The following is a 21,356-nucleotide window of genomic DNA, read 5'->3' on the forward strand; positions in this document are numbered from 1 at the left end:
TTGAAAGTATAGAATATATAAGCTATAATAATTTAAATTGATAAAGCAAAGCATTCAAATACTGGCTTTATCAAATGGCAAAAAAGAATTTATTATAAAATTAAAGGGGGAAAAAAGTTGAAAAAGAGAGTAGTTGGATTTTTAAGTTTAGCCATGTCTATGACGTTATTAATCTCAGGTTGTGGTAAAAGTGGTGTAGGGGGAACAGCTAAAGATTTAAAAGCACAAGAAGTTATTGCTGCTGTGAGTCCAGAAAAATTGCCAGCAACTGCAAAAGACAGAGAGGATACACTAATTGTCGGATTTACAGCACCAGAAGGGAAATTTAATCCTATATATGCGAGCTCAACGGATGATTCTTATGTTACTGAGATAGTTTTTGATGGATTAATGTTAAATGATGTGCAAGGAAATCCTATAGCAAATGTAGCTAAAAAATGGGATATCTCAGAGGATAATAAAACTTATACATTCTATTTAAATAAAGATGTTAAGTTTAGTAATGGAGATGAATTAACTGCTAAGGATGTAGAATTTACTTATACAGCTCTTTGTGATCCAAAGTACGATGGATCTAGAACAGATGCAGTTGATAAATTGGTTGGGTACAAGGAATACCAAAAAGGCGACGCTAAAACAGTGTCAGGCATAAAGGTTATAGATGATTATACTATTTCCTTTACACTAACAGAAGTTAAGGCACCAGCTTTAAGTTCTGATTTTGGATATGGAATTATGAGTAAAGCCTATTATGGATTTGAAAAGGGAGATATGGCTAAATTAAAAGGCTTATTTTTAAAACCAATGGGTAGTGGTGCATATTTATTTAAAGAGTATAAAGCAGGTCAAGAAGCTAGTTTTGAGAAAAATTCTAATTATTTTAAGGGCGAACCTAAAATTAACAAGGTAATATTTAAGGTTACTAATTCTGAGACTATGGTTCAATCATTATCCACTGGAGAAGTGGATATGGATAGAGTTGGAACGTCACCAGAAAATATTCAAATGCTTAAAACAGCAGGATTTATAGATATGCAGCTTTATCCACAGAATGGATATGGTTATATAGGCTTAAATCTTAAAGATGAAAAATTGAAAGACGTAAAAGTGCGTCAAGCTCTTGTTTATGGTTTAAATAGAAAAGGGTTTATAGAAGCTAGATATAAAGGCTATGCTGAAGTTTGTAATGCACCAGTATCACAAGTTTCTTGGGCATATACTGATGATATACCTAAATATGAATACAGTCCTGAAAAAGCAAATAAATTATTAGATGAAGCAGGTTGGCTTAAAAAAGATGATGGTTTTAGATATAAAGATGGTAAAAAATTAGAAATTAAATGGATGACATATCAAGGAAGTAAATATGTAGAACTCTTAATTCCAATAGTAAAAGAAAATTGGAAAGCTATTGGAGTAAGTGTTGTTCCTGAATTAATGGAATTTAACACCTTATGTACAAAGGTTTATGACGAACAAAAATTTGAAATGTACAATATGTCTTGGAGCTTAAGTATTGATCCAGATCCATCAGGAATATTCTCTAAAAAACAAGCAGAGCTAGGGGGATACAATCCAGGAAATTGGGTAAATGAAGAAAGTGAAAAAATAATGGCAGATGCTCTTAAGACTACAGATGTGAAAGAAAGAACTAAACTATACAAAGAATGGTTAAAACTTTTCGCAGAACAAGTACCATATATTTTGCTTGATCAAAGTAAAGAAATGTGGGCTGTAAGTTCAAGAGTTAAAGGTATAAGTATATCTCCATATATTAGGTTTACTTATCAACTTTATGAAGCAGAATTAGCTCCACGTGAGGCTAAAAAATAAGTAGATAAAACTAGAATCAAATTATATATTTTACTATGCTTGGGTTAACCAAGCATAGTTTAAAAAAAGGAGGATTATCATGAGGCAGTATATAACTAGAAGATTGCTGCAAATGATACCAGTTTTAATAGGGGTATCTATAGTAATATTTCTCATAGTTCAATTGGCACCAGGGGATGCATTAACAGGCAAAATGGATAAAGGCTTAACAGCAGAAAGAAAGATAGAGTTAAGACACCAAATGGGGTTAGATAAATCAGTACCTGAGCAGTATATTGCATGGGCAGGTGGAATACTTAAGGGTGATTTAGGCGAATCAACTAACTTTAAACAACCTGTAGGTAAAGTTATGAATACATATATATGGAATTCTTTTTACCTATCTATATTATCATTAATACTTAGTGTATTAATAGCAATTCCTATAGGTGTAATATCTGCTACAAAGCAATATTCAAAATTTGATGGCTTTTTCACAGTCTTTGCTTTGATAGGTATTTCGATGCCTTCTTTCTTTTTTGGTATGCTTCTTATTAAATTATTTGCTGTAGACTTGGGAGTGTTACCGGTTTCTGGTATGACTACCGCTGGAAGTACAGCAGTGGGAATTGCTTATGTGTTAGATGTAGGGCGTCATATGATACTACCGCTAATTGTTCTTACGCTAGGTAGTGTTGCAGGTCTTATGAGATATACAAGATCAAGTATGCTAGAGGTAATAAGGCAGGATTATATAAGAACTGCTAGGGCAAAAGGCCTTAGAGAAAAGGTTGTTATATATAGACATGCTCTTAGAAATGGAATGATTCCGGTTATTACACTATTAGGATTTTGGCTTCCTATTTTGTTTTCTGGAGCTTTTATCACAGAGAAAATTTTTATATGGCCAGGTATTGGTCCTATAGCACTTAATGCAGTAAGTGGACGAGATTATCCACTGCTGATGGGAGTAAATATTTTATTTGCGGTGTTAACTTTGCTTGGAAACTTAATTGCAGATGTTACTTATGCTGTAGTTGATCCAAGAATAAGGCTAAAATAGGGGGTGTTAAAATGCAATCAGAAATAAAACTAGATATGAAGGATATGAGAAACGAAGAAATTTTGAGTCCATGGAAATTAATACGTAAAAGATTAAAGAAGAATAAATTAGCGATATTTGGAATGTATATACTTCTTTTTATGGTGCTTATGGCTGTTTTTGGCCCAATGTTATCCCCTTATAGTATGGAAACCATAGATTTATTTAATGTATCTGCACCTCCATCTTTTACACATCTATTGGGTACAGATGATGTTGGAAGAGATGTTTTGGTAAGAGTAATGTATGGAGGCAGAATATCTCTTTCTGTAGGAGTACTAGCTGTAGTTATCGAAGTATTAATTGGAAGCATACTAGGTGGAATAGCAGGCTTCTACGGTGGAATAATAGATGGAATAATAATGAGGTTAGTTGATGTATTTTTATGCTTTCCGGGACTTCCACTACTTATAATGCTAGCAGCAGTTATGTCAGATTTAGGGGTTCCTACAGAGTATAGGATGTATGTAGTTATGTTTATTATTGGACTACTTGGATGGCCAGGGCTTTGTCGTATTGTTCGTGGTCAAATATTATCTTTAAGGGAACAAGAATTTATGCAGGCAGCAGAAGCATTAGGTCTAAAAGATAAGAGAAAAATATTAAATCATTTATTACCAAATACTTATGCGTCAATAATAGTTTCAGCTACTTTAGGCATAGGTGGTGCAATTTTAACTGAATCAGCCTTAAGTTTTTTAGGACTTGGAGTTACTCCACCAACACCATCTTGGGGTCAAATGGTTCAAGCAGTTACTGACCTATATACATTACAATTTAAACCTTGGATTTGGGCGCCTCCAGGTATATGCATTTTCTTAACAGTAATGGGTATAAATTTATTTGGAGATGGACTTCGTGATGCCATCGATCCAAAACTAAAGGTTTAGGAGGCATAATATGAGTAAAAATTTAGTCCAAGTAAAAAAATTAAAAACTTATTTTTATACAGGTGATGGCATTGTAAAAGCTGTTGATGATGTTAGTTTCAACATTAGAAAAGGTGAAATATTAGGTGTGGTTGGAGAATCAGGCTGTGGTAAAAGCGTCACAGCAATGTCTATAATGAGATTAATTCCATCACCACCAGGAAAAATAGTTGCGGGAGAAATTCTATTTGAAGATGAAAATATATTAAATATCAAGGAAGATAAAATGAGAAAAATTAGAGGAAATGATATAGCTGTAATTTTTCAAGAACCAATGACTTCCTTAAATCCTATATTTACTATAGGATATCAGATAGAAGAAGTAATTCTGCTTCATCAAAAAACTAGCAAAATTGAGGCTAAGAAAAAAGCAGTAGAAATGTTAAAGCTAGTTGGGGTACCAAGAGCGGATGAAATAGTAAACTGTTATCCACATGAGCTTAGTGGAGGGATGCGCCAAAGAGCTATGATTGCCATGGCAGTGTCATGTAATCCAAAGCTTTTAATAGCAGATGAGCCAACTACTGCATTAGATGTAACAATTCAAGCACAAATACTTGATATTATGAGGGATTTAAAGAAAAAACTTAATACTTCAATAATGCTTATTACTCATGACCTTGGAGTTATAGCTGAAATGGCAGAGTATGTAGTAGTAATGTATGCTGGTAATGTTATTGAGGAAGCATCTGTAACGGAATTATTCAAGAATCCAATGCATCCATATACTGTGGGTTTAATGAAATCTAAACCATCACTAGATAAAGAGGTAGATAGATTATATTCCATACCAGGACAAGTTCCAAATCCTATTGATATGCCAGATGAATGTCATTTTTGTGATAGGTGTCCAAATGTTATGGATATTTGTAGAAAAAGTCAACCGCCTATAAGGGAAATAACACCAGGACATAAGGTGGCTTGCTTTTTATATAAGGATAAGGAGGGGAAGTAAGTGGAACAAGCAATAGTTAGAGCAGAGAACTTAAAAACATATTTTCCTATTCGAGGTGGAATACTACAAAAGACAGTAGGATATGTGAAAGCTGTAGATGGAATATCTCTATCTATAAAAAAAGGAGAAACATTAGGTCTTGTTGGTGAATCTGGCTGTGGTAAAACTACAGTTGGTAGAACTCTTCTAAGGCTTTTAAATAAAACTGAAGGCGAAGTATATTTCAAAGACCAAAATGTTTTTGATTTATCAAAAAAGGCATTAAGGGACATAAGACCTAAAATGCAAATAATTTTTCAAGATCCATATAGTTCGTTAAATCCAAGGCTTACTGTAGGGGAAATAGTTGGAGAAGCACTTTTAGATCATGGTATATTACCTAAGAAGGAAATAGGGGGTAGAGTTCAAGAGGTACTTGAAATTTGTGGACTTGCTCCTTATCATATAAGAAGATATCCCCATGAATTTTCAGGGGGGCAAAGACAAAGAATAGGAATAGCAAGGGCTCTTATATTAAATCCTGAATTTATAGTTGCTGATGAGCCTGTATCTGCACTTGATGTGTCTATTCAATCTCAGATAATAAATTTAATGTGTGATCTTCAAGAAAAAGTGGGCTTTTCATACTTATTTATTTCACATGATTTAAGTGTAGTAAAACATATTAGTCATCGAATAGGGGTTATGTATCTAGGGTCTTTAGTAGAACTTGCACCAAAAAATGAATTATATAATAATCCTCTTCATCCTTATACAAAGGCATTGTTATCTGCGGTACCATTACCGGATCCAACAATTAAGAGGGATAGAATTATTTTAAAGGGAGATATACCCAGCCCAGCAAATCCACCTTCTGGCTGTAAATTTCATACCCGTTGTCAGTATGCTACGGAAAGATGTAAAATTGAAGCTCCACAGTATAGAGATGTAGGTGGAGAACATTTTGTAGCTTGTCACTTGATATAAGGTAATGAGATAATCATATTGCGTTACAAGGGGGAGAATCTGTGAGTAAGGAAAAAGAACTTGGTAGGATAAAAGCCAATGATTTAGAAGGAATAAATTGGAAGGATATTGTAGCCATTGTTATAGCACAAGTTCAAATATTGATGCCTATTGTAATTGGTGCAGCCATAGTTATGGCACTTCTATTATTCGTTATAATGAAGGTATGGATCCGATAACAACAAATAAAAAATCTATATTTTTAAATAATACATCAAAGGGTTAGTGGAAATTTGTCTAAGATAAATTTCCACTAGCCCTAAGGTGTTTTTTTGAGTATAATTAGAGTATAAAGTTATAACATGAAAAGGATGGTATATATGAATTTATTAACAATAGAAGAAGTGAGCAAAAGTTATAGTGAGAGAATACTCATTAATAGTGCATCGTTAGGCATAAGTGATGGCGATAAAATTGGATTAATCGGAGTTAATGGCACAGGTAAATCTACACTCCTCAAAATAATAGCTGGACTTGAAGTTCCTGATACCGGAAGGATTTTAAAGGGCAGTATGGTCAATATAGAATATTTATCTCAAGACCCTGAATTTGACCCAGAAGCAACAGTGATGGAGCAAATCTTTAAGAGTGATACTGACGTTATGAAGGTTATAAGAGAATATGAATCTACTATAGAAAAATTACAGGAGACTCCAGAAGATGAGTCCCTCCAAAAGTCCTTAATGAATCTCAATAATAAAATGGACGCAATTAATGGATGGCAAGTTCAAAATGAAGCTAAAATTATACTTACAAAGCTTGGCATAACAAATTTTAAGGAGCACATAGGAAACCTTTCCGGCGGACAAAAAAAGAGAGTTGCCTTATGTAGTGCACTTATTACTCCTTCGGATTTATTAATTTTAGATGAGCCTACAAATCATATGGACAATGAAATAATAGATTGGTTAGAGAACTTTTTAAATAGTAGAAAAGGTGCGCTACTTATGATTACCCATGATAGATATTTTCTAGATAGGATAACAAATAAGATTCTAGAGCTTGATAAGGGTATTTTATATAGTTACCAGGGCAATTATAGTGTGTTCTTAGAAAAAAAAGTTGAAAGAATGGCTTTGATGGATTCCCTTGAGAGGAAAAGACAAGGTTTATTTAAAAAGGAATTAGCTTGGATAAGACGTGGAGCAAAAGCTAGAACCACAAAGCAAAAAGCTAGAATAGATAGGTTCGAAGTACTTAAAGAAGGACAAATTGACATATCAAATGAAAAGATAGAATTATCTTCGGCTTCCACGAGACTTGGGAAGAAGATTATTAATGTAGAGAAAATTTATAAAGCCTATGGTGAAAATAAGCTAATTGCAGATTTTAGTCATATCTTTACTAAGAGAGATAGAGTGGGTATTATAGGACCTAATGGTATCGGAAAGTCTACGCTTATGAATATTTTAAGTAAAGTGATAAGCCAAGATTCTGGGATGATTGAGTGGGGCGAAACAGTCAAAATTGGATATTTTCATCAAGAAAATGGTGCTATGAATGAAAATATGAGGGCTATTGATTATATTAAAGAAGGAGCAGAATATATATCTACTAGCGATGGAGAAAAGATTACAGCTTCTCAAATGCTAGAGAGATTTTTATTCGATGGAACAACGCAGCATTCTTTTATATCTAAATTATCTGGTGGAGAAAAAAGAAGATTATACCTTGCAAGAATTCTTATGGAAGCTCCAAATGTGCTGTTTTTAGATGAACCAACCAATGACTTTGATATTCAGACGCTAGCAGTTTTGGAAGATTACTTAGATGGATTTGCAGGGGTTGTAATAGCTGTATCTCATGATAGGTATTTTTTAGATAGAGTTTCCGAAAAAATATTTAGCTTTGAAGGAAATCAGCAAATAGTTCAATTTGTAGGAAATTATTCTGAGTATAAAGAATATATAGAAAAGAATTCTAATTTACTTGTGGATAATGATGTAGCAGATAAAGATGATAAAAAAAGTAAAAATGACGATGGCAAGAAAGATAAGCCTTTGAAGTTTACTTTTAAAGAAGAGAAAGAGTTCGCGGAAATTGATGATGCAATTGAGAAAAAAGAAATAGAACTTGAGGAAATTAATGAAAAAATAAATGGTGGAAGCAGTGATTTTGAATATTTAGAAAAACTAGTAAAGCAGCAAAAAAGTGTAGGAGCTGAAATTGAAAAGCTAATGGTGCGATGGACGTATTTAAATGAATTAGATGAGGAGATAGATTCTCGAAAGAATAACTAAAATTTATACATGAAGATTTTATTTATTAAAGAAGGTAGAGTTTATGGAGAAAAATAAAGATATAAAAATATCAGTTCGTAATTTAGTAGAATTTGTACTAAGGTCTGGTGATTTGGATATGAGGTTTAGGGGTAGCAGTAGGGCTGTGGAAGGTACCAAGGCACATCAAAAAATCCAAAAAGAAAATAGAGAAAAGTATTCTATAATATTTGGACAAGAATACACAGCCGAAGTTAGTTTAAAACATAGTATACCATATAATGGTGGTACAATTGTAATTGATGGTCGTTGTGATGGCATTTTAATTGAGAATAAGGTGGTCACCATAGATGAAATCAAAACAGTTACTAGGGATTTAGAACTTATAGAAGAGGATTATAATGGACTCCACTGGGCTCAAGCTAAATGTTATGCATATATATATGGAGTTCAAAATAATTTTGAAAGTGTTAATGTTCAATTAACTTATTACGAAATAAATACTGAAAAAATCAAGAGATTTATTAAAAGCTTTACTAGTAATCAGTTACAAGAGTTTTTTTACGGAATTATTTCTAGCTATTTTATATGGGCAAATATTACAAGTCGGTGGAATGAAGAGAGAGATAACAGTATAAAAGATTTGAAGTTTCCTTTTTCAGATTATAGAGAAGGGCAAAGAGAGCTTGCTGTATCTATTTATAAAACAGTTGTAGAGGGTAAGAAAATATTTCTGCAAGCCCCTACAGGGATTGGTAAAACTATATCCACATTATTTCCAACGGTAAAGGCCATGGGAGAAGGTCATACTTCAAAAATCTTCTACTTAACAGCTAAAACTATAACAAGACAAGTTGCAGAAGAAGCTTTTGTAAAAATGAGTGAAAATGGACTTAAATTAAAGACTATTACACTAACGGCAAAGGATAAAGTATGTCTTAGTAAAGGCAGTGCTTGTAATCCAGAACAATGTAAATTTGCAAAGGGGCATTTTGATAGAGTTAACGCGGCTCTTCTTGATATTCTAGACAACGAAAATACATTTACTAGAGAAATAATTGAGATTTATTCAAAAAAGTATAAAATATGTCCTTTCGAATTTTCACTGGATTTAACGTTATGGTCTGATTGCGTTATATGTGATTATAACTACGTATTTGACCCTAGGGTATATCTAAAGAGATTCTTTATGGATAATAGTGGAGATTATACTATATTGGTTGATGAGGCCCACAACTTAGTAGATAGGGCTAGAGAAATGTTTTCTGCTACAATTCATAAAAAGCTGCTTTTAGGACTTAAAAGAGACATAAAAGGTGTGGACGACCATTTATACAAGGCACTGAATAAATTAAATACATTTATGAACAGTATGAAAAAATTGTGTAATGATGAGGGATATTATAAACAGAAGGCTGAGCCTGTGGATATATATAATCTTCTTAATAATCTTACCAAGTTATTAGAAGTATGGCTTACTAAAAACGAAAAATCTGATATATATGATAGTTTTTTAGAACTGTACTTTAATTCTCTCAGTTTTATTCATATTGCTGAATTTTATGATGATAAATACATAACCTATGTAGAGACTACAGACAATGACGTGATCCTTAAAATATTTTGTTTAGACCCATCTAAGCTTTTAAGAGAGGCATCCAAAAGGGGAAAGTCTGTAGTGTACTTTTCTGCAACACTACTACCACTATTATACTTTAAAGAAATTTTGGGTGGAGAAAGTAAAGATTACCATTTAACTTTAGATTCACCCTTTGATAAAGATAAACTTAAATTAATAATAGCAAAGGATATATCTACAAAATATAATTATAGAGAAAATAGTTATCTTAAAATAGTAGAGTACATATATTCAGTAATAAATGCTAAGAACGGAAATTATATGGTGTACTTTCCTTCGTATAAATATATGGAGGTAGTGGGTAATAAATTCAATGAAAAGTATCCCAATGTTAAGCTATGTATTCAAACAAATTTTATGACAGAAGATGATAGAGAAGCGTTTCTTCAAAACTTTAATAGTAGCCCAGATGAGAATATTTTAGGCTTTGGAGTTTTAGGTGGTATATTTTCTGAAGGCATTGATTTAAAAGGTGACAGATTAATTGGTGCAGTAATTATCGGCGTAGGGCTTCCTATGATTTGTTTTGAAAAAGAAATAATCCGGGAATATTTTGATAATAAAAATAATTTCGGTTATGAATACTCATATATGTACCCAGGTATGAATAAAGTGCTACAAGCAGCAGGAAGAGTAATTAGAACAGAAGAGGATCGAGGAATCGTCCTTTTAATAGATGATAGATTTCTACAACGGAGATATAGAAGGTTATACCCAAAGGAATGGGCGCATTATGATAAAACAAATAATAACACTGAGGCAAAAAATAAGGTTTCTGAATTTTTTAAAAAGTGAAATTAAGTTATTTAATAAAATACATAAAGTAAAAAACTTGAACTTATGATCAAGTTTTTTTGTTTAAAATACTTTTACAGAAAGTTAATAATAATTTGTGACTTATAGTGATAAAATAGATATAAGACTAATAAGAGAGATAGAAAAAAATAGTATCTTTCCTAGAATAATAGGGGGAATAATATAAATGTCTGTTAAATTTGCTAGAGAATTTTATGACTTGGATAGTTTTTTAAAAATAACCTTAATAGGAGGTATATTTTTGTTTTTAACCGGGTATTTATGGATTTTAGGTGCAGCACTTATTGTCTATTCAATTTGGCGAAGTAAGTCTATAAATATGTATAAGGTAAATAAGGGAAAATATATTTTCAAAAGTATAAAAAAAAATTTTAATCATAAAGTTAAAGATCTAAAAAAAGTTATGGAACAGTATTTGAAACAAAATAATAATAAAATCAAAAAGTATAACCCTATGGATAAATTAAGAGAAAAAAGAAAATATATAATAACTAACTGTCCTAAATGTTCACAGAAATTAAGAGTACCAAGATCTAAGGGTAAAATTATTGTTACTTGTTCAAAGTGTGGTAGCGAATTTAGATTAAAAACATAAAAAAAAGAGGTATCCATAGGATATCTCTTTTTTTTTTATGTTTTATAAATTATTTGCCTGAACCTAATTCAGCAAGACATTCTTTACAAATGTTTTTACCTTTGTAGTTTACAACATCTCTTGCGTTTTGACAGAAAATACAAGCTGGCTCATATTTCTTAAGAATTATTTGATCGCCATCCACATAGATTTCTAAAGCATCTTTGATATCTATATCCAAAGTTCTTCTTAATTCTATAGGAATAACAATTCTTCCAAGTTCATCCACTTTTCTAACAATACCGGTTGATTTCATAATAAATTCCTCCTCAAACATCTTTCGACTTATTTATAATTAAATTGTAGCAAATATAACATAAAACGTCAATAGGTTTATCAAAATATTTAATTAAAAAAATAAAATTTAACAAACATTTACGTATTATGCTAAATATTTATAATTGACTGTCATTTTAAACAGTTTTGTAATACCTTATATAGTATACCCAATTTTTAGAAAAAATACAATAAATTTAATAAATTCTAATTAGTGTAAAATTATACTGATTATATCACATAATTCAATATAAAAAGGTTAGTATATTTCATATTGAAATATACCAACCTTTTATATGTAACTTATCTATAATTAGTGAATTGTAGTGCAATATCAAAATCTTTTGATTTTACAAGGGCCATTACTTGTTGCAAATCATCAAGGTCCTTACCAGTAATCCTTAGCTGATTATCCATAATTTGAGCTTGAACCTTAATTTTACTTGATTTAATTTCTGCAATGATTTTTTTTGCTTTTTCTGTAGAAATACCTTTTACAATTTTAGCGGTTTGTCTAGCAGAACCTAGTGTTTCAGGAGCCTGTTTATCTAAATCTAATGCTTTTCCAGATATACCTCTTTTTATAAGTCTACCGATAAGAACTTCTATAACTGCTTTCAATTTAAAATTATCATCAGATACTATTTTAATTTCATCTTTACCTAAGGTAATTTCAGTAATAGTGTTTTTAAAGTCATATCTTTGTTTGATTTCTTTTAATGCTTGATTTATTGCATTATCTACTTCTTGCATATCTACATCTGATACTATGTCAAACGAATGTGCAGTTGCCATAATTATAACCTCCTCAATATTTTAGACTGTAATTAATAGAATCCTCTTAATTAATAGTAAATTAATAAGCTCAAAATGTCCAGTGATTAATGGCAAAGATTATTAATTTAAATAGTTTACATATAAGACATTATTTTTTACTAAAGGTATAGAGACAGTACAACGATATAGTATTAGACATATTATAATATTTAAATGTAACGTTTCTGTCTAATAAGCGTAGCATAAATAGTTAGAAGGAGAAAAAATTGTGGGGATACATAAGGAAAATAATTTATATATTAATCAACATTTTTTGTTTAATACTTTAAATGGTATATTAGCACTTTGTAGGCAAGATCCTGAAGAGGCTAGGAAGGTTGTTCTAGAACTCACTAGTTATTTAAGATTTAATTTTAATGCAATGGAGGAAATTGTTTTTTTATATGAGGAAATAGAGTATATAAAATCCTATTTGTACATTCAAAAGGTTAGATTTGGCCAGCGGCTAAATTATAAATGTTTTATTCAAGAAGATGTAAATTTTTTAATTCCGAAAGACTCGTTGTATAATTTAATAGACAATGCAATTAATCATGGAATTTTGAAAAAAAATCAAGGTGGTAATTTAACTTTTATTGTTAAAAAAGATAAAGAAGGAATAGTAATAGAAATTAATGATGATGGTGTTGGCATGGAGGAAAAACAAATAATGGAGACACTCCATGATGAAAATTGTGGGTCCATTGCAACTTCTACTTGTAAGTATAGTGAATTATATAAAGCTAAATTAGAAGTAATTAGTAAATTAAACATTGGAACACACATAACTATATATATACCAATGGAGAACATAAAATGTGTTTAGTTTTTACTTATTACTATGATGAAATTTAAATATGGGTGGGATATATATGCTAAGAGTAGTTTTGGTGGATGATGAACAATTATCTTTAGACGAACTAAGTTTTATTTTGAGTAAAAATAGTGAAATAGAAATAATAGGTAAATACTTAAATCCTTTAACGGCTTTGGAATTCATAAAAAAAACAAAACCTGAAATTGTGTTTTTAGATATAAAAATGCCAGATATTGACGGGTTTACATTAGCCGAAGAAATATGTAAGATGGAGTTTCCAGTGAGTATTGTATTCGCAACAGTATTTGACAAATATGCTATAAAGGCTTTTGAAATAAAGGCTATTGATTATGTCTTAAAACCATTTTCAGAGAAAAGGCTCCAGATTACCATGGATAAAATACATGAAAGATATAGTTGTAATAAAAGTATACCTTCTTATAGTTATAGCAATATAAGTTCAGAACAAGTGAGGATTAAAGGTATAGTGAAGTTGCCACTATGGAAAGATGAATGTATTTTTCTTGTGAGTCCTCAGGATATACTGTATTGTACTGTGCTAAATAAAGAGGTGTTCGTTTTAACTAAGGATAAAAGGTTTACAACGCAATATACATTAAATCAATTAGGGGATAAACTGGAGGAACATAATTTTTTTAGGAGTCATAAAAGTTATTTAGTTAATTTAGATAAAATTTATAAAATAATTCCTTGGTTTAATAGTACTTTTGTACTGAAAATAGAAGGCTGGAAAGAAGAAGTGCCGGTGAGTAGACACTATGTTAAGGACTTTAAAAAAATAATTAACATGTAAGTTTAAGAATTCTTAGAAAAAAGGTAGTGAGACGCAAATGAAAAAAATATTAATAGTAGATGATGAAATTAACAATAGATTATTATTAGAAGAGATCCTTGAAGATTTTAAAGAAAGAGGTGTAAAAATATTTCTGGCGGAAGATGGCAAACAGGCACTTGGGATCATTATAAGTGAGAGGCCAGACTTGGTGTTTTTAGATATTATGATGCCAGAAGTAAATGGATATGAGGTATGTAATACAGTGAAAAAGGAACTAAAACTGTTGGAAATTTATATAGTACTTTTAACAGCTAAGGGACAAGAAGAAGATAAAAATAAAGGGTTTGATGTTTTATGTGATAGATACATGACTAAGCCATTTTATTTTAATGAGGTAATAACAATAGCTGAAAGAGTGCTAGGATTAATAATTCATTAAATTAGTCTTTTATAGATTTACTATTTTATTTTATGGGTTATTATAAAATAAAATAGTAAATCTATTTTTTATTCTATAATAAAAATTTAGTAGTATGTTTTAAACATCATAAAGTTGACGAAGATAAATAAGAGTATATCGTTTGTCTAAAGTATTGTGAACAAACTTTTTAAAATAATGTTATACTATTATAAGTGATTATTATAGATGAGAGGAAGAAATATATGTTGCATGAAGCACAAGAAAAATTAAGAAAATATTATGGGTATGATAGTTTTAGAAAAGGGCAAGAAGATGTAATCGAGAGTATTATAAGTGGACGTGATACTTTTGCTGTAATGCCTACAGGAGCAGGGAAATCCGTGTGTTATCAGATTCCCGCACTAATGCTTAAGGGGGTAACTCTTGTAATATCACCACTTATATCTCTTATGAAGGATCAAGTGGATACCTTAAATAGTGTAGGTATATCGGCAACATATATAAATAGCTCACTAAGTGTTAATGAAGTTAATGAAAGAATTGATAAAACTTCAAAAGGAGAGTTTAAGCTTCTTTATGTTGCCCCTGAAAGACTAGAATCAGAATTTTTCTGTAACATGTTAAATAGATTAACTATATCTCTTTTGGCTGTTGACGAAGCTCATTGTGTATCTCAATGGGGTCATGATTTTAGACCTAGTTATTCAGCAATCTCTAGTTTGATAAAAAAATTATCTATAAGACCAATTATATCGGCCTTTACTGCAACTGCAACAGATGAGGTAAGGCGCGACGTTATAAAGTTATTGGAACTAAGAGAACCAGATGTTTATGTAACTGGTTTTAATAGAGAAAATTTGAGTTTTACTGTTATTCGTGGAGAAAACAAAAGAGATTTTGTTTTGAAATATATTGAAAATAACAAGGACAAAGTAGGAATAATTTATACTTCTACAAGAAAGGAAACGGATAATCTTTATGAACTTTTGAATAAAAAAGGATATAATGTTGGGAAATATCATGCAGGGCTAGGAGATAAGGTTCGAAAACAAAACCAAGAAAAATTTTTGTTCGATGATATAGATATTATTATTGCTACAAATGCTTTTGGAATGGGAATAGACAAATCAAATGTCCGATATGTAATTCATTATAATTTACCAAAGAGTATGGAAGCATATTACCAAGAGGCAGGACGTGCAGGTAGGGATGGAGAACCTAGTGAATGTATTTTGCTATATTCAGCAGCAGATGTTTTACTTCAAAAATTTCTTATGGAACAAGGCGTTGTGTCCGCTGCGCGAAAGATAAATGAATATAAAAAACTTCAAGCTATGGTAGATTATTCACATACCTCTAGATGCCTTCGAAAGTTTATTTTGGAGTACTTTGGTGAAGAAGATGTTCAAGATAAATGTGATAATTGCAGCACCTGTAATGACGACAGTGAACTTGCAGATATAACTATTGAGGCTCAAAAAATATTTTCTTGCATCCTTAGGATGAAGGAAAGGTATGGTACTACCTTAATTGCAGAGGTTTTACGCGGATCTAAAAATAAAAAAGTTTTGGAACTGGGTTTCGACGAATTATCAACCTATGGAATAATAAAGCAATATACTGTTAAAGAGATAAAAGATCTTATAAATGTTCTTACTGCAGAAGACTATCTTATGCTAGAGGGTGGTAAGTTTCCAGTGGTTCATTTAAAAGAGAAAGCAATACTTGTTCTAAAAAGTAAAGAAAAGGTATATCAGAAGATTGAGAAAAAGAAAGCTAAAGCAGTTGTGGATACAGGGCTCTTTGGAATACTTCGTGGTGTCCGAAAAGAAATTTCTGAGAGGGAAAAGGTTCCGCCATATATTGTTTTTGCTGATAGTGCCCTAAGAGAGATGAGTGAATATCTCCCAGTAGATAAGAATGCAATGCTTAATATAAAAGGGGTAGGAGAATCTAAACTTAAAAAGTATGGAGAAGAATTCATTCAGGTTATTAAAAAGTATATGTCAGAAAATAATATAGAACTTGAGCCAGAAATATTATATAATGAAGAAGCTGATAATAATGACAGCGTGGAATGCGCAGTAGAACTGGAAAATGATGAAAAGATACCGAGCTATGTAATTACTTATAATATGTATAAAGATGGAAAAAGCATAGATGATATAGTGTGCCATAGAAAGTTAAAAAGTCTCACAGTACAAGATCATATATTAAAATGTGCTTATGAGGGTTTTGATGTCAATTTAGATGACTTTATTCCCAAACATCATGAAGCACTTATTATTGAAGTTATAAAAAAAATTGGAGCTTCAAAGTTAAAACCTATCAAAGAAGCCTTACCAAAGGAAATAGATTATTTAGCTATAAAAGCAGCTATATTCAAATATTCTAACAATAAAATTTCTTAGAAAAAGAGGAGAAAACATGGATAAAACATTTAATGAACTAGGTTTACAGGAAAACCTTATAGAAGGTCTAAAAAAACAAGGAATAGAAAGCCCTACTGAAATTCAAGTAAAGGCTATTAAAGTGGCACTAGAGAACAAAGACATCATAGGAGAATCAGAAACAGGTACAGGTAAAACTCTAGCTTACTTATTACCTATATTTCAAAAAATAGACACATCGTCAAAGGATATAGGAGCAATTATACTTGCACCCACTCATGAACTTGCAGTTCAGATACATAATCAGATAGAGCTCTTATCACTGAATACAGGAGGCCTTGTAAAATCTACTTGTATAATTGGTAATGTTAACATTAAGAGGCAGCTAGAGGCAATTAAGGGCAAACCACACATAGTAGTTGGGTCTGCAGGAAGAATTTTAGAACTTATAGCTATGAAAAAGCTGAAATCACACTTTGTTAAGACAATAGTAATAGATGAAGGCGATAGAATGATAGATGAAAATAATATTGATGGAGTAAAGGCAGTAATAAAAACTACTCTTAGAGATAGACAGATTATGTTATTTTCAGCTACGGTATCACTTAAAGCCATAGAAATTGCTAAAACACTAATGAATGAACCTGAGGTAATTAAGGTAGGCGACAAAAGTCATGTAAATCCTAATATAGATCATATGTATTTCCTTGTTGAGAGGAGAGATAAAATGATCCTTTTGAGAAAACTTATAAGTGCTGTAAGTCCCGAAAAAGCAATAATATTTATAAACAAAAGTGATGAGGTGGAAATTACAACTTCAAAGCTTAACTATCATGGATTAAAAGTAGAAGGAATTCATGGAAGCTCTGAAAAAGAGAATAGAAAGAAAGCTCTCGAGGATTTTAATTCAGGCAAAATCCAACTTTTAGTGGCATCTGATTTAGCAGCTAGAGGACTTCAAATAGATGGAGTATCACATATATTTAACCTTGATATACCAGAGAATTCAAAGGACTATTTACATAGAGTAGGAAGAACAGCAAGAATGGGCAAAACAGGTGTAGCCATATCCATAGCAGAAGAAAGAGAGCTTGAACTTATTAAAAACTATGAAAGAGATTTTAATATAGAAATTCTTGAAAAAGATATATATATGGGAAAAATTATAGAACCTAGGACTCATGGAAAAACATCAAGATTTAAAAAGTAATATGAAAACAAATAAGAAAAAAATTACATTAGCCTACTGTCCCTCCTTGTGATATAATGGTTGAGTAGTTTTGACTACAATGAAATTACTTAAATATACGGAGGTAGTTATAAAGATATGATTAGTACAAATAATATAAGTTTAAGATATGGTGCACGTAAATTATTTGATAATGTTAATATAAAATTTATTCCCGGTAATTGTTACGGATTAATTGGTGCTAATGGCGCTGGTAAATCAACGTTCCTTAAAATATTATCAGGAGAAATTGAATCTAATACAGGTGAAGTTTTTATTACTTCTGGGGAAAGACTTGCAGTACTTAAACAGGACCATTTTGAATTTGATGAATATGAAGTTATTGAAACAGTAATGATGGGACATGTAAGACTTTATGAAATAATGAGACAAAAAAATGAATTATATGCAAAACCAGATTTTACTGATGAAGATGGAATTAAAGCATCAGTACTAGAAGGCGAATTTGCAGAACTTAATGGATGGGAAGCTGAATCCCAAGCTTCAACACTTCTAATGGGACTAGGTATACATGATGAACTCCAAAGCAAAAAAATGAAAGAACTAACAGGGGCAGAAAAAGTAAAGGTACTTTTAGCTCAAACACTTTTTGGAAAGCCAGATATTTTACTTCTGGATGAGCCTACAAACGGTTTAGATATTAAATCTAAAAATTGGCTTGAAAATTTCCTTATGAACTTTGACAGTACTGTCATAGTTGTTTCTCATGATAGACATTTTTTAAATAAAATATGTACTCATATTGCAGATATAGACTTTAGTAAAATTCAACTATTTGTTGGAAACTATGATTTTTGGTATGAATCTAGTCAATTAGCTCTTCAGATGTCCAAAGATCAAAATAAGAAAAAAGAAGAAAAAATTGCTGATTTACAAAACTTTATTGCTAGATTTAGTTCTAATGCTTCTAAAGCAAAACAAGCTACTTCTCGTAAAAAGCAATTAGATAAATTAACTTTAGATGATATAAAACCCTCTTCTCGTAAATATCCTTTTCTTGGTTTTAAGCCAGAAAGAGAAGCTGGAAATGATTTATTAATAGTTGAAAACTTGTGTAAAACTGTGGATGGAGTTAACATTCTTGATAATATAACTTTTATAGTTAACAAGGGAGATAAGATTGCATTTACTGGCATAGATGAAATAGCAAAAACTACCCTATTTAAGATATTAATGGGTGAGATGGAGCAAGATTCTGGTGAGTTTAAATGGGGAGTAACTACAACTCAATCTTATTTGCCAAAAGACAACACAGAATATTTTAATAATGTAGATTGTAGCTTAGTTGATTGGCTTCGTCAATTTTCAGAGGAAAAGGCAGAAAGCTTTATTAGAGGCTTTTTAGGTAGAATGCTTTTCTCAGGAGAAGAAGCTCTTAAACAATCTAGCGTGCTTTCTGGTGGAGAAAAAGTTAGATGTATGCTTTCTAGAATGATGCTTAGTAATGCTAACGTATTAATTTTAGATGAGCCAACTAATCATTTAGACTTAGAGTCCATTACGGCATTAAACAATGGACTCGATAGTTATACTGGAACAATTTTGTTTGCATCACACGATCATCAATTAGTTGATACAGTTGCAAATAGAATTATAGAAATTACACCTAAGGGAATAATAGACAAACAAATGTCTTATGATGAATTCATAGAAAATGATGAAATTCAAAAACAATTAGAAACTATGTATAAATAATAAAAGAGAAGCACTGCTAATAATAATTCTATTAGCAGTGCTTCTTTTTTTAGTTAGAAGTTAAAACAAACCGAAACCGCCACGTCCACAACCGCCACCGCAGTTGCCGCCGCCGCCAATTCCTAAAAGTAAAAGAATTAACCAGATACCAGAACCACTGCCACAACCTCCGCCAAAGCCGCTTCCAAAGCTATTACCACAGTTGTTTCCACAGTTGGAAACAGGTCTGCTACAACAACTATTACAACAACAATCGTTTCTATGTCTATGACTCATATAAATTACCCCCTTTTAAAAAGCAATGCTCAAATAAATGAAAGATCTGTATGCTAGTCTATTTATTTGAATGTGTCTAAGCAAAAGTTCTAAAATCAAACTTTTACTTAAGTACTAGGGTTATTTATAAAGGTTGTATCTGATACTATAATATATTCTGTATTTTACTAAATGTGAATTTTATTGTGCAAGTCTTAAAATATTGTATACATCTTTTTTAGTCAATTTTATAAAGTTACCTACCGTTGATGTATCGTCTTTCGTAGCCTTTGAAGCCATTTCCTCTAATCTGTCATCAGTAATCCCTAGTTCTTTTAGACTAGTTGGAAGACCTAGTGATTTAAAGAAGGTTTCAACACGTCTAATTCCCTCAAGAGCCGTTTGTTCTGGTGACCAGAAAGAATTTTCTACATTCCAAACTCTAACAGCAAACTGAGCAAATCTATTAATATCCTGGGTGTAAACATATTGCATCCAAGCAGGGAATATAACTGCAAGACCAGCTCCGTGTGCAACATCATATATACCACTTAGTTCATGTTCAATACCATGTGAACCCCAATCGCCTACTCTTCCAGTGTTAAGCAAATTGTTGTGTGCAATAGTTCCTGACCACATAATTTCAGCCCAAGCATCGTAGTTATCAGCCTCATCTAAAACAGTAGTAACGTTATTTATAACAGTCTTCATTGTAGCTTCAATCAATCTGTCAGTAAGCTCAACGTTCTCTGAATTAGTAAAGTATCTTTCCATTAAATGAGCAAGTATATCGGCAGAACCACATGCCATTTGGTATTTTGGTAAGGTAAAGGCAAGCTCTGGATTTAGTATTGAAAATTTAGGATATACCAAATTAGAATTAATAGCACGTTTATAGAGACCATCTTCATTTGTTATAACACTACCTGTACTTGATTCACTTCCAGCAGCTGGTATAGTTAGAATAGTTCCAATTGGTAAAGCCTTTTTTATACGTGCTTTGCCTAAATAGAAATCCCAAACATCTCCACTGTAAGGTACACCTATGGAAATAGCTTTTGAGGAATCAATAACACTTCCGCCACCAATTGCTAATATGAAGTCAATTTCATTGTCACGGCATAGTTTTATACCTTCCTCCACAAGACTTAATCTTGGATTCGGTTTAACTCCAGCAAGTTCTACATAGGAGACACCAGCTTTTTTTAGGGAAGCTACAACTCTATCATAAAGTCCAGTAGTTTTTATGCTACCGCCACCATAATGAAGAAGTACCTTATTACTATATTTTTTGATTTCCATTCCTACTTTATTTTCAGCGTCTTTCCCAAATATGATTTTAGTGGGATTTTGAAAAGTAAAATTATCCATAATATTTTGTTCCTCCTAATGATTTTAATTGTTATATAATACTTATTATAACATAACCTAGGTATTATGAAAAGCAAGTATACACAAGCTTATATGGGTTATATCTAATCATCTTTATGAAAGATGGTGCGAACTTAAGTGAATTGTTAGAATAATACA

19 protein-coding genes are annotated in these 21,356 nt (G+C 31.4%); 15 read left to right on the plus strand and 4 right to left on the minus strand.

Features of this window, described 5'->3' with window-relative positions; all coding sequences use genetic code 11:
* The first annotated feature begins 117 nt into the window (after nt 1-117).
* The 9 genes from ACREWB_RS07590 to ACREWB_RS07630 all read left to right on the plus strand — a co-directional run bounded on the left by ACREWB_RS07590 (nt 118) and on the right by ACREWB_RS07630 (nt 11,072).
* Entirely contained in the window at nt 118-1,833 is a 1,716-nt protein-coding gene (locus ACREWB_RS07590; RefSeq protein ID WP_431546854.1) for an ABC transporter substrate-binding protein, read from the plus strand.
* A gap of 79 nt (nt 1,834-1,912) precedes the next feature.
* Complete coding sequence (locus ACREWB_RS07595) at nt 1,913-2,875, plus strand: ABC transporter permease (RefSeq protein WP_431546855.1); 963 nt, start codon at nt 1,913-1,915, stop codon at nt 2,873-2,875.
* Nucleotides 2,876-2,886: 11 nt separating this feature from the next.
* On the plus strand, nt 2,887-3,804 hold the full coding sequence (gene opp4C / locus ACREWB_RS07600; protein ID WP_431546856.1) for an oligopeptide ABC transporter permease: 918 nt from the start codon (nt 2,887-2,889) through the stop codon (nt 3,802-3,804).
* Between the two features lie 10 nt (nt 3,805-3,814).
* The gene (locus ACREWB_RS07605) at nt 3,815-4,798 is read left to right on the plus strand and encodes an ABC transporter ATP-binding protein (protein WP_431546857.1); all 984 of its coding nucleotides are present in this window, start codon (nt 3,815-3,817) and stop codon (nt 4,796-4,798) included.
* Entirely contained in the window at nt 4,799-5,764 is a 966-nt protein-coding gene (locus tag ACREWB_RS07610; protein WP_431546858.1) for an ABC transporter ATP-binding protein, read from the plus strand.
* 41 nt (nt 5,765-5,805) lie between these two features.
* On the plus strand, nt 5,806-5,982 hold the full coding sequence (locus ACREWB_RS07615; protein ID WP_431546859.1) for a hypothetical protein: 177 nt from the start codon (nt 5,806-5,808) through the stop codon (nt 5,980-5,982).
* A 141-nt stretch (nt 5,983-6,123) separates the two neighbouring features.
* Nucleotides 6,124-8,043: an ABC-F family ATP-binding cassette domain-containing protein gene (locus ACREWB_RS07620; protein WP_431546860.1), complete on the plus strand. Its 1,920-nt coding sequence runs from the start codon at nt 6,124-6,126 to the stop codon at nt 8,041-8,043.
* Nucleotides 8,044-8,086: 43 nt separating this feature from the next.
* Entirely contained in the window at nt 8,087-10,456 is a 2,370-nt protein-coding gene (locus ACREWB_RS07625; protein WP_431546861.1) for an ATP-dependent DNA helicase, read from the plus strand.
* A gap of 187 nt (nt 10,457-10,643) precedes the next feature.
* Nucleotides 10,644-11,072: a hypothetical protein gene (locus ACREWB_RS07630; protein ID WP_431546862.1), complete on the plus strand. Its 429-nt coding sequence runs from the start codon at nt 10,644-10,646 to the stop codon at nt 11,070-11,072.
* 49 nt (nt 11,073-11,121) lie between these two features.
* Here the strand turns inward: ACREWB_RS07630 and ACREWB_RS07635 are convergent, their stop codons facing one another.
* On the minus strand, nt 11,122-11,367 hold the full coding sequence (locus ACREWB_RS07635; protein ID WP_291643564.1) for an AbrB/MazE/SpoVT family DNA-binding domain-containing protein: 246 nt from the start codon (nt 11,365-11,367) through the stop codon (nt 11,122-11,124).
* Nucleotides 11,368-11,690: 323 nt separating this feature from the next.
* Entirely contained in the window at nt 11,691-12,182 is a 492-nt protein-coding gene (locus ACREWB_RS07640; protein WP_431546863.1) for a YajQ family cyclic di-GMP-binding protein, read from the minus strand.
* Nucleotides 12,183-12,432: 250 nt separating this feature from the next.
* Here ACREWB_RS07640 and ACREWB_RS07645 point away from each other — a divergent pair, with 250 nt between their 5' ends.
* From ACREWB_RS07645 to ACREWB_RS07670, 6 genes are all read left to right on the plus strand, one after another.
* Nucleotides 12,433-13,029 (plus strand): sensor histidine kinase, encoded by a 597-nt coding sequence (locus ACREWB_RS07645; protein WP_431546864.1) that lies wholly within the window; start codon nt 12,433-12,435, stop codon nt 13,027-13,029.
* Nucleotides 13,030-13,075: 46 nt separating this feature from the next.
* Nucleotides 13,076-13,834, plus strand: a complete 759-nt coding sequence (locus tag ACREWB_RS07650; protein ID WP_431546865.1) for a LytR/AlgR family response regulator transcription factor — start codon at nt 13,076-13,078, stop codon at nt 13,832-13,834.
* Nucleotides 13,835-13,871: 37 nt separating this feature from the next.
* Complete coding sequence (locus ACREWB_RS07655; protein WP_431546866.1) at nt 13,872-14,255, plus strand: response regulator; 384 nt, start codon at nt 13,872-13,874, stop codon at nt 14,253-14,255.
* A 224-nt stretch (nt 14,256-14,479) separates the two neighbouring features.
* On the plus strand, nt 14,480-16,648 hold the full coding sequence (gene recQ / locus ACREWB_RS07660; RefSeq protein WP_431546867.1) for a DNA helicase RecQ: 2,169 nt from the start codon (nt 14,480-14,482) through the stop codon (nt 16,646-16,648).
* A 16-nt stretch (nt 16,649-16,664) separates the two neighbouring features.
* Nucleotides 16,665-17,837: a DEAD/DEAH box helicase gene (locus tag ACREWB_RS07665; protein WP_431546868.1), complete on the plus strand. Its 1,173-nt coding sequence runs from the start codon at nt 16,665-16,667 to the stop codon at nt 17,835-17,837.
* A gap of 117 nt (nt 17,838-17,954) precedes the next feature.
* Nucleotides 17,955-19,571, plus strand: coding sequence for an ABC-F family ATP-binding cassette domain-containing protein (locus ACREWB_RS07670; protein ID WP_431546869.1), 1,617 nt, complete (start codon nt 17,955-17,957; stop codon nt 19,569-19,571).
* 60 nt (nt 19,572-19,631) lie between these two features.
* Here the strand turns inward: ACREWB_RS07670 and ACREWB_RS07675 are convergent, their stop codons facing one another.
* Together ACREWB_RS07675 and ACREWB_RS07680 are read right to left on the minus strand one after the other, a co-directional pair.
* A complete protein-coding gene (locus tag ACREWB_RS07675; RefSeq protein WP_431546870.1) occupies nt 19,632-19,847 on the minus strand; it encodes a ground-like protein in 216 nt (71 codons plus the stop codon).
* A 180-nt stretch (nt 19,848-20,027) separates the two neighbouring features.
* Nucleotides 20,028-21,197: an iron-containing alcohol dehydrogenase gene (locus ACREWB_RS07680; RefSeq protein ID WP_431546871.1), complete on the minus strand. Its 1,170-nt coding sequence runs from the start codon at nt 21,195-21,197 to the stop codon at nt 20,028-20,030.
* Nucleotides 21,198-21,356 lie beyond the last annotated feature (159 nt).

Source organism: Clostridium sp., from assembly GCF_050717635.1.
GTDB lineage: Bacteria > Bacillota > Clostridia > Clostridiales > Clostridiaceae > Clostridium_AD.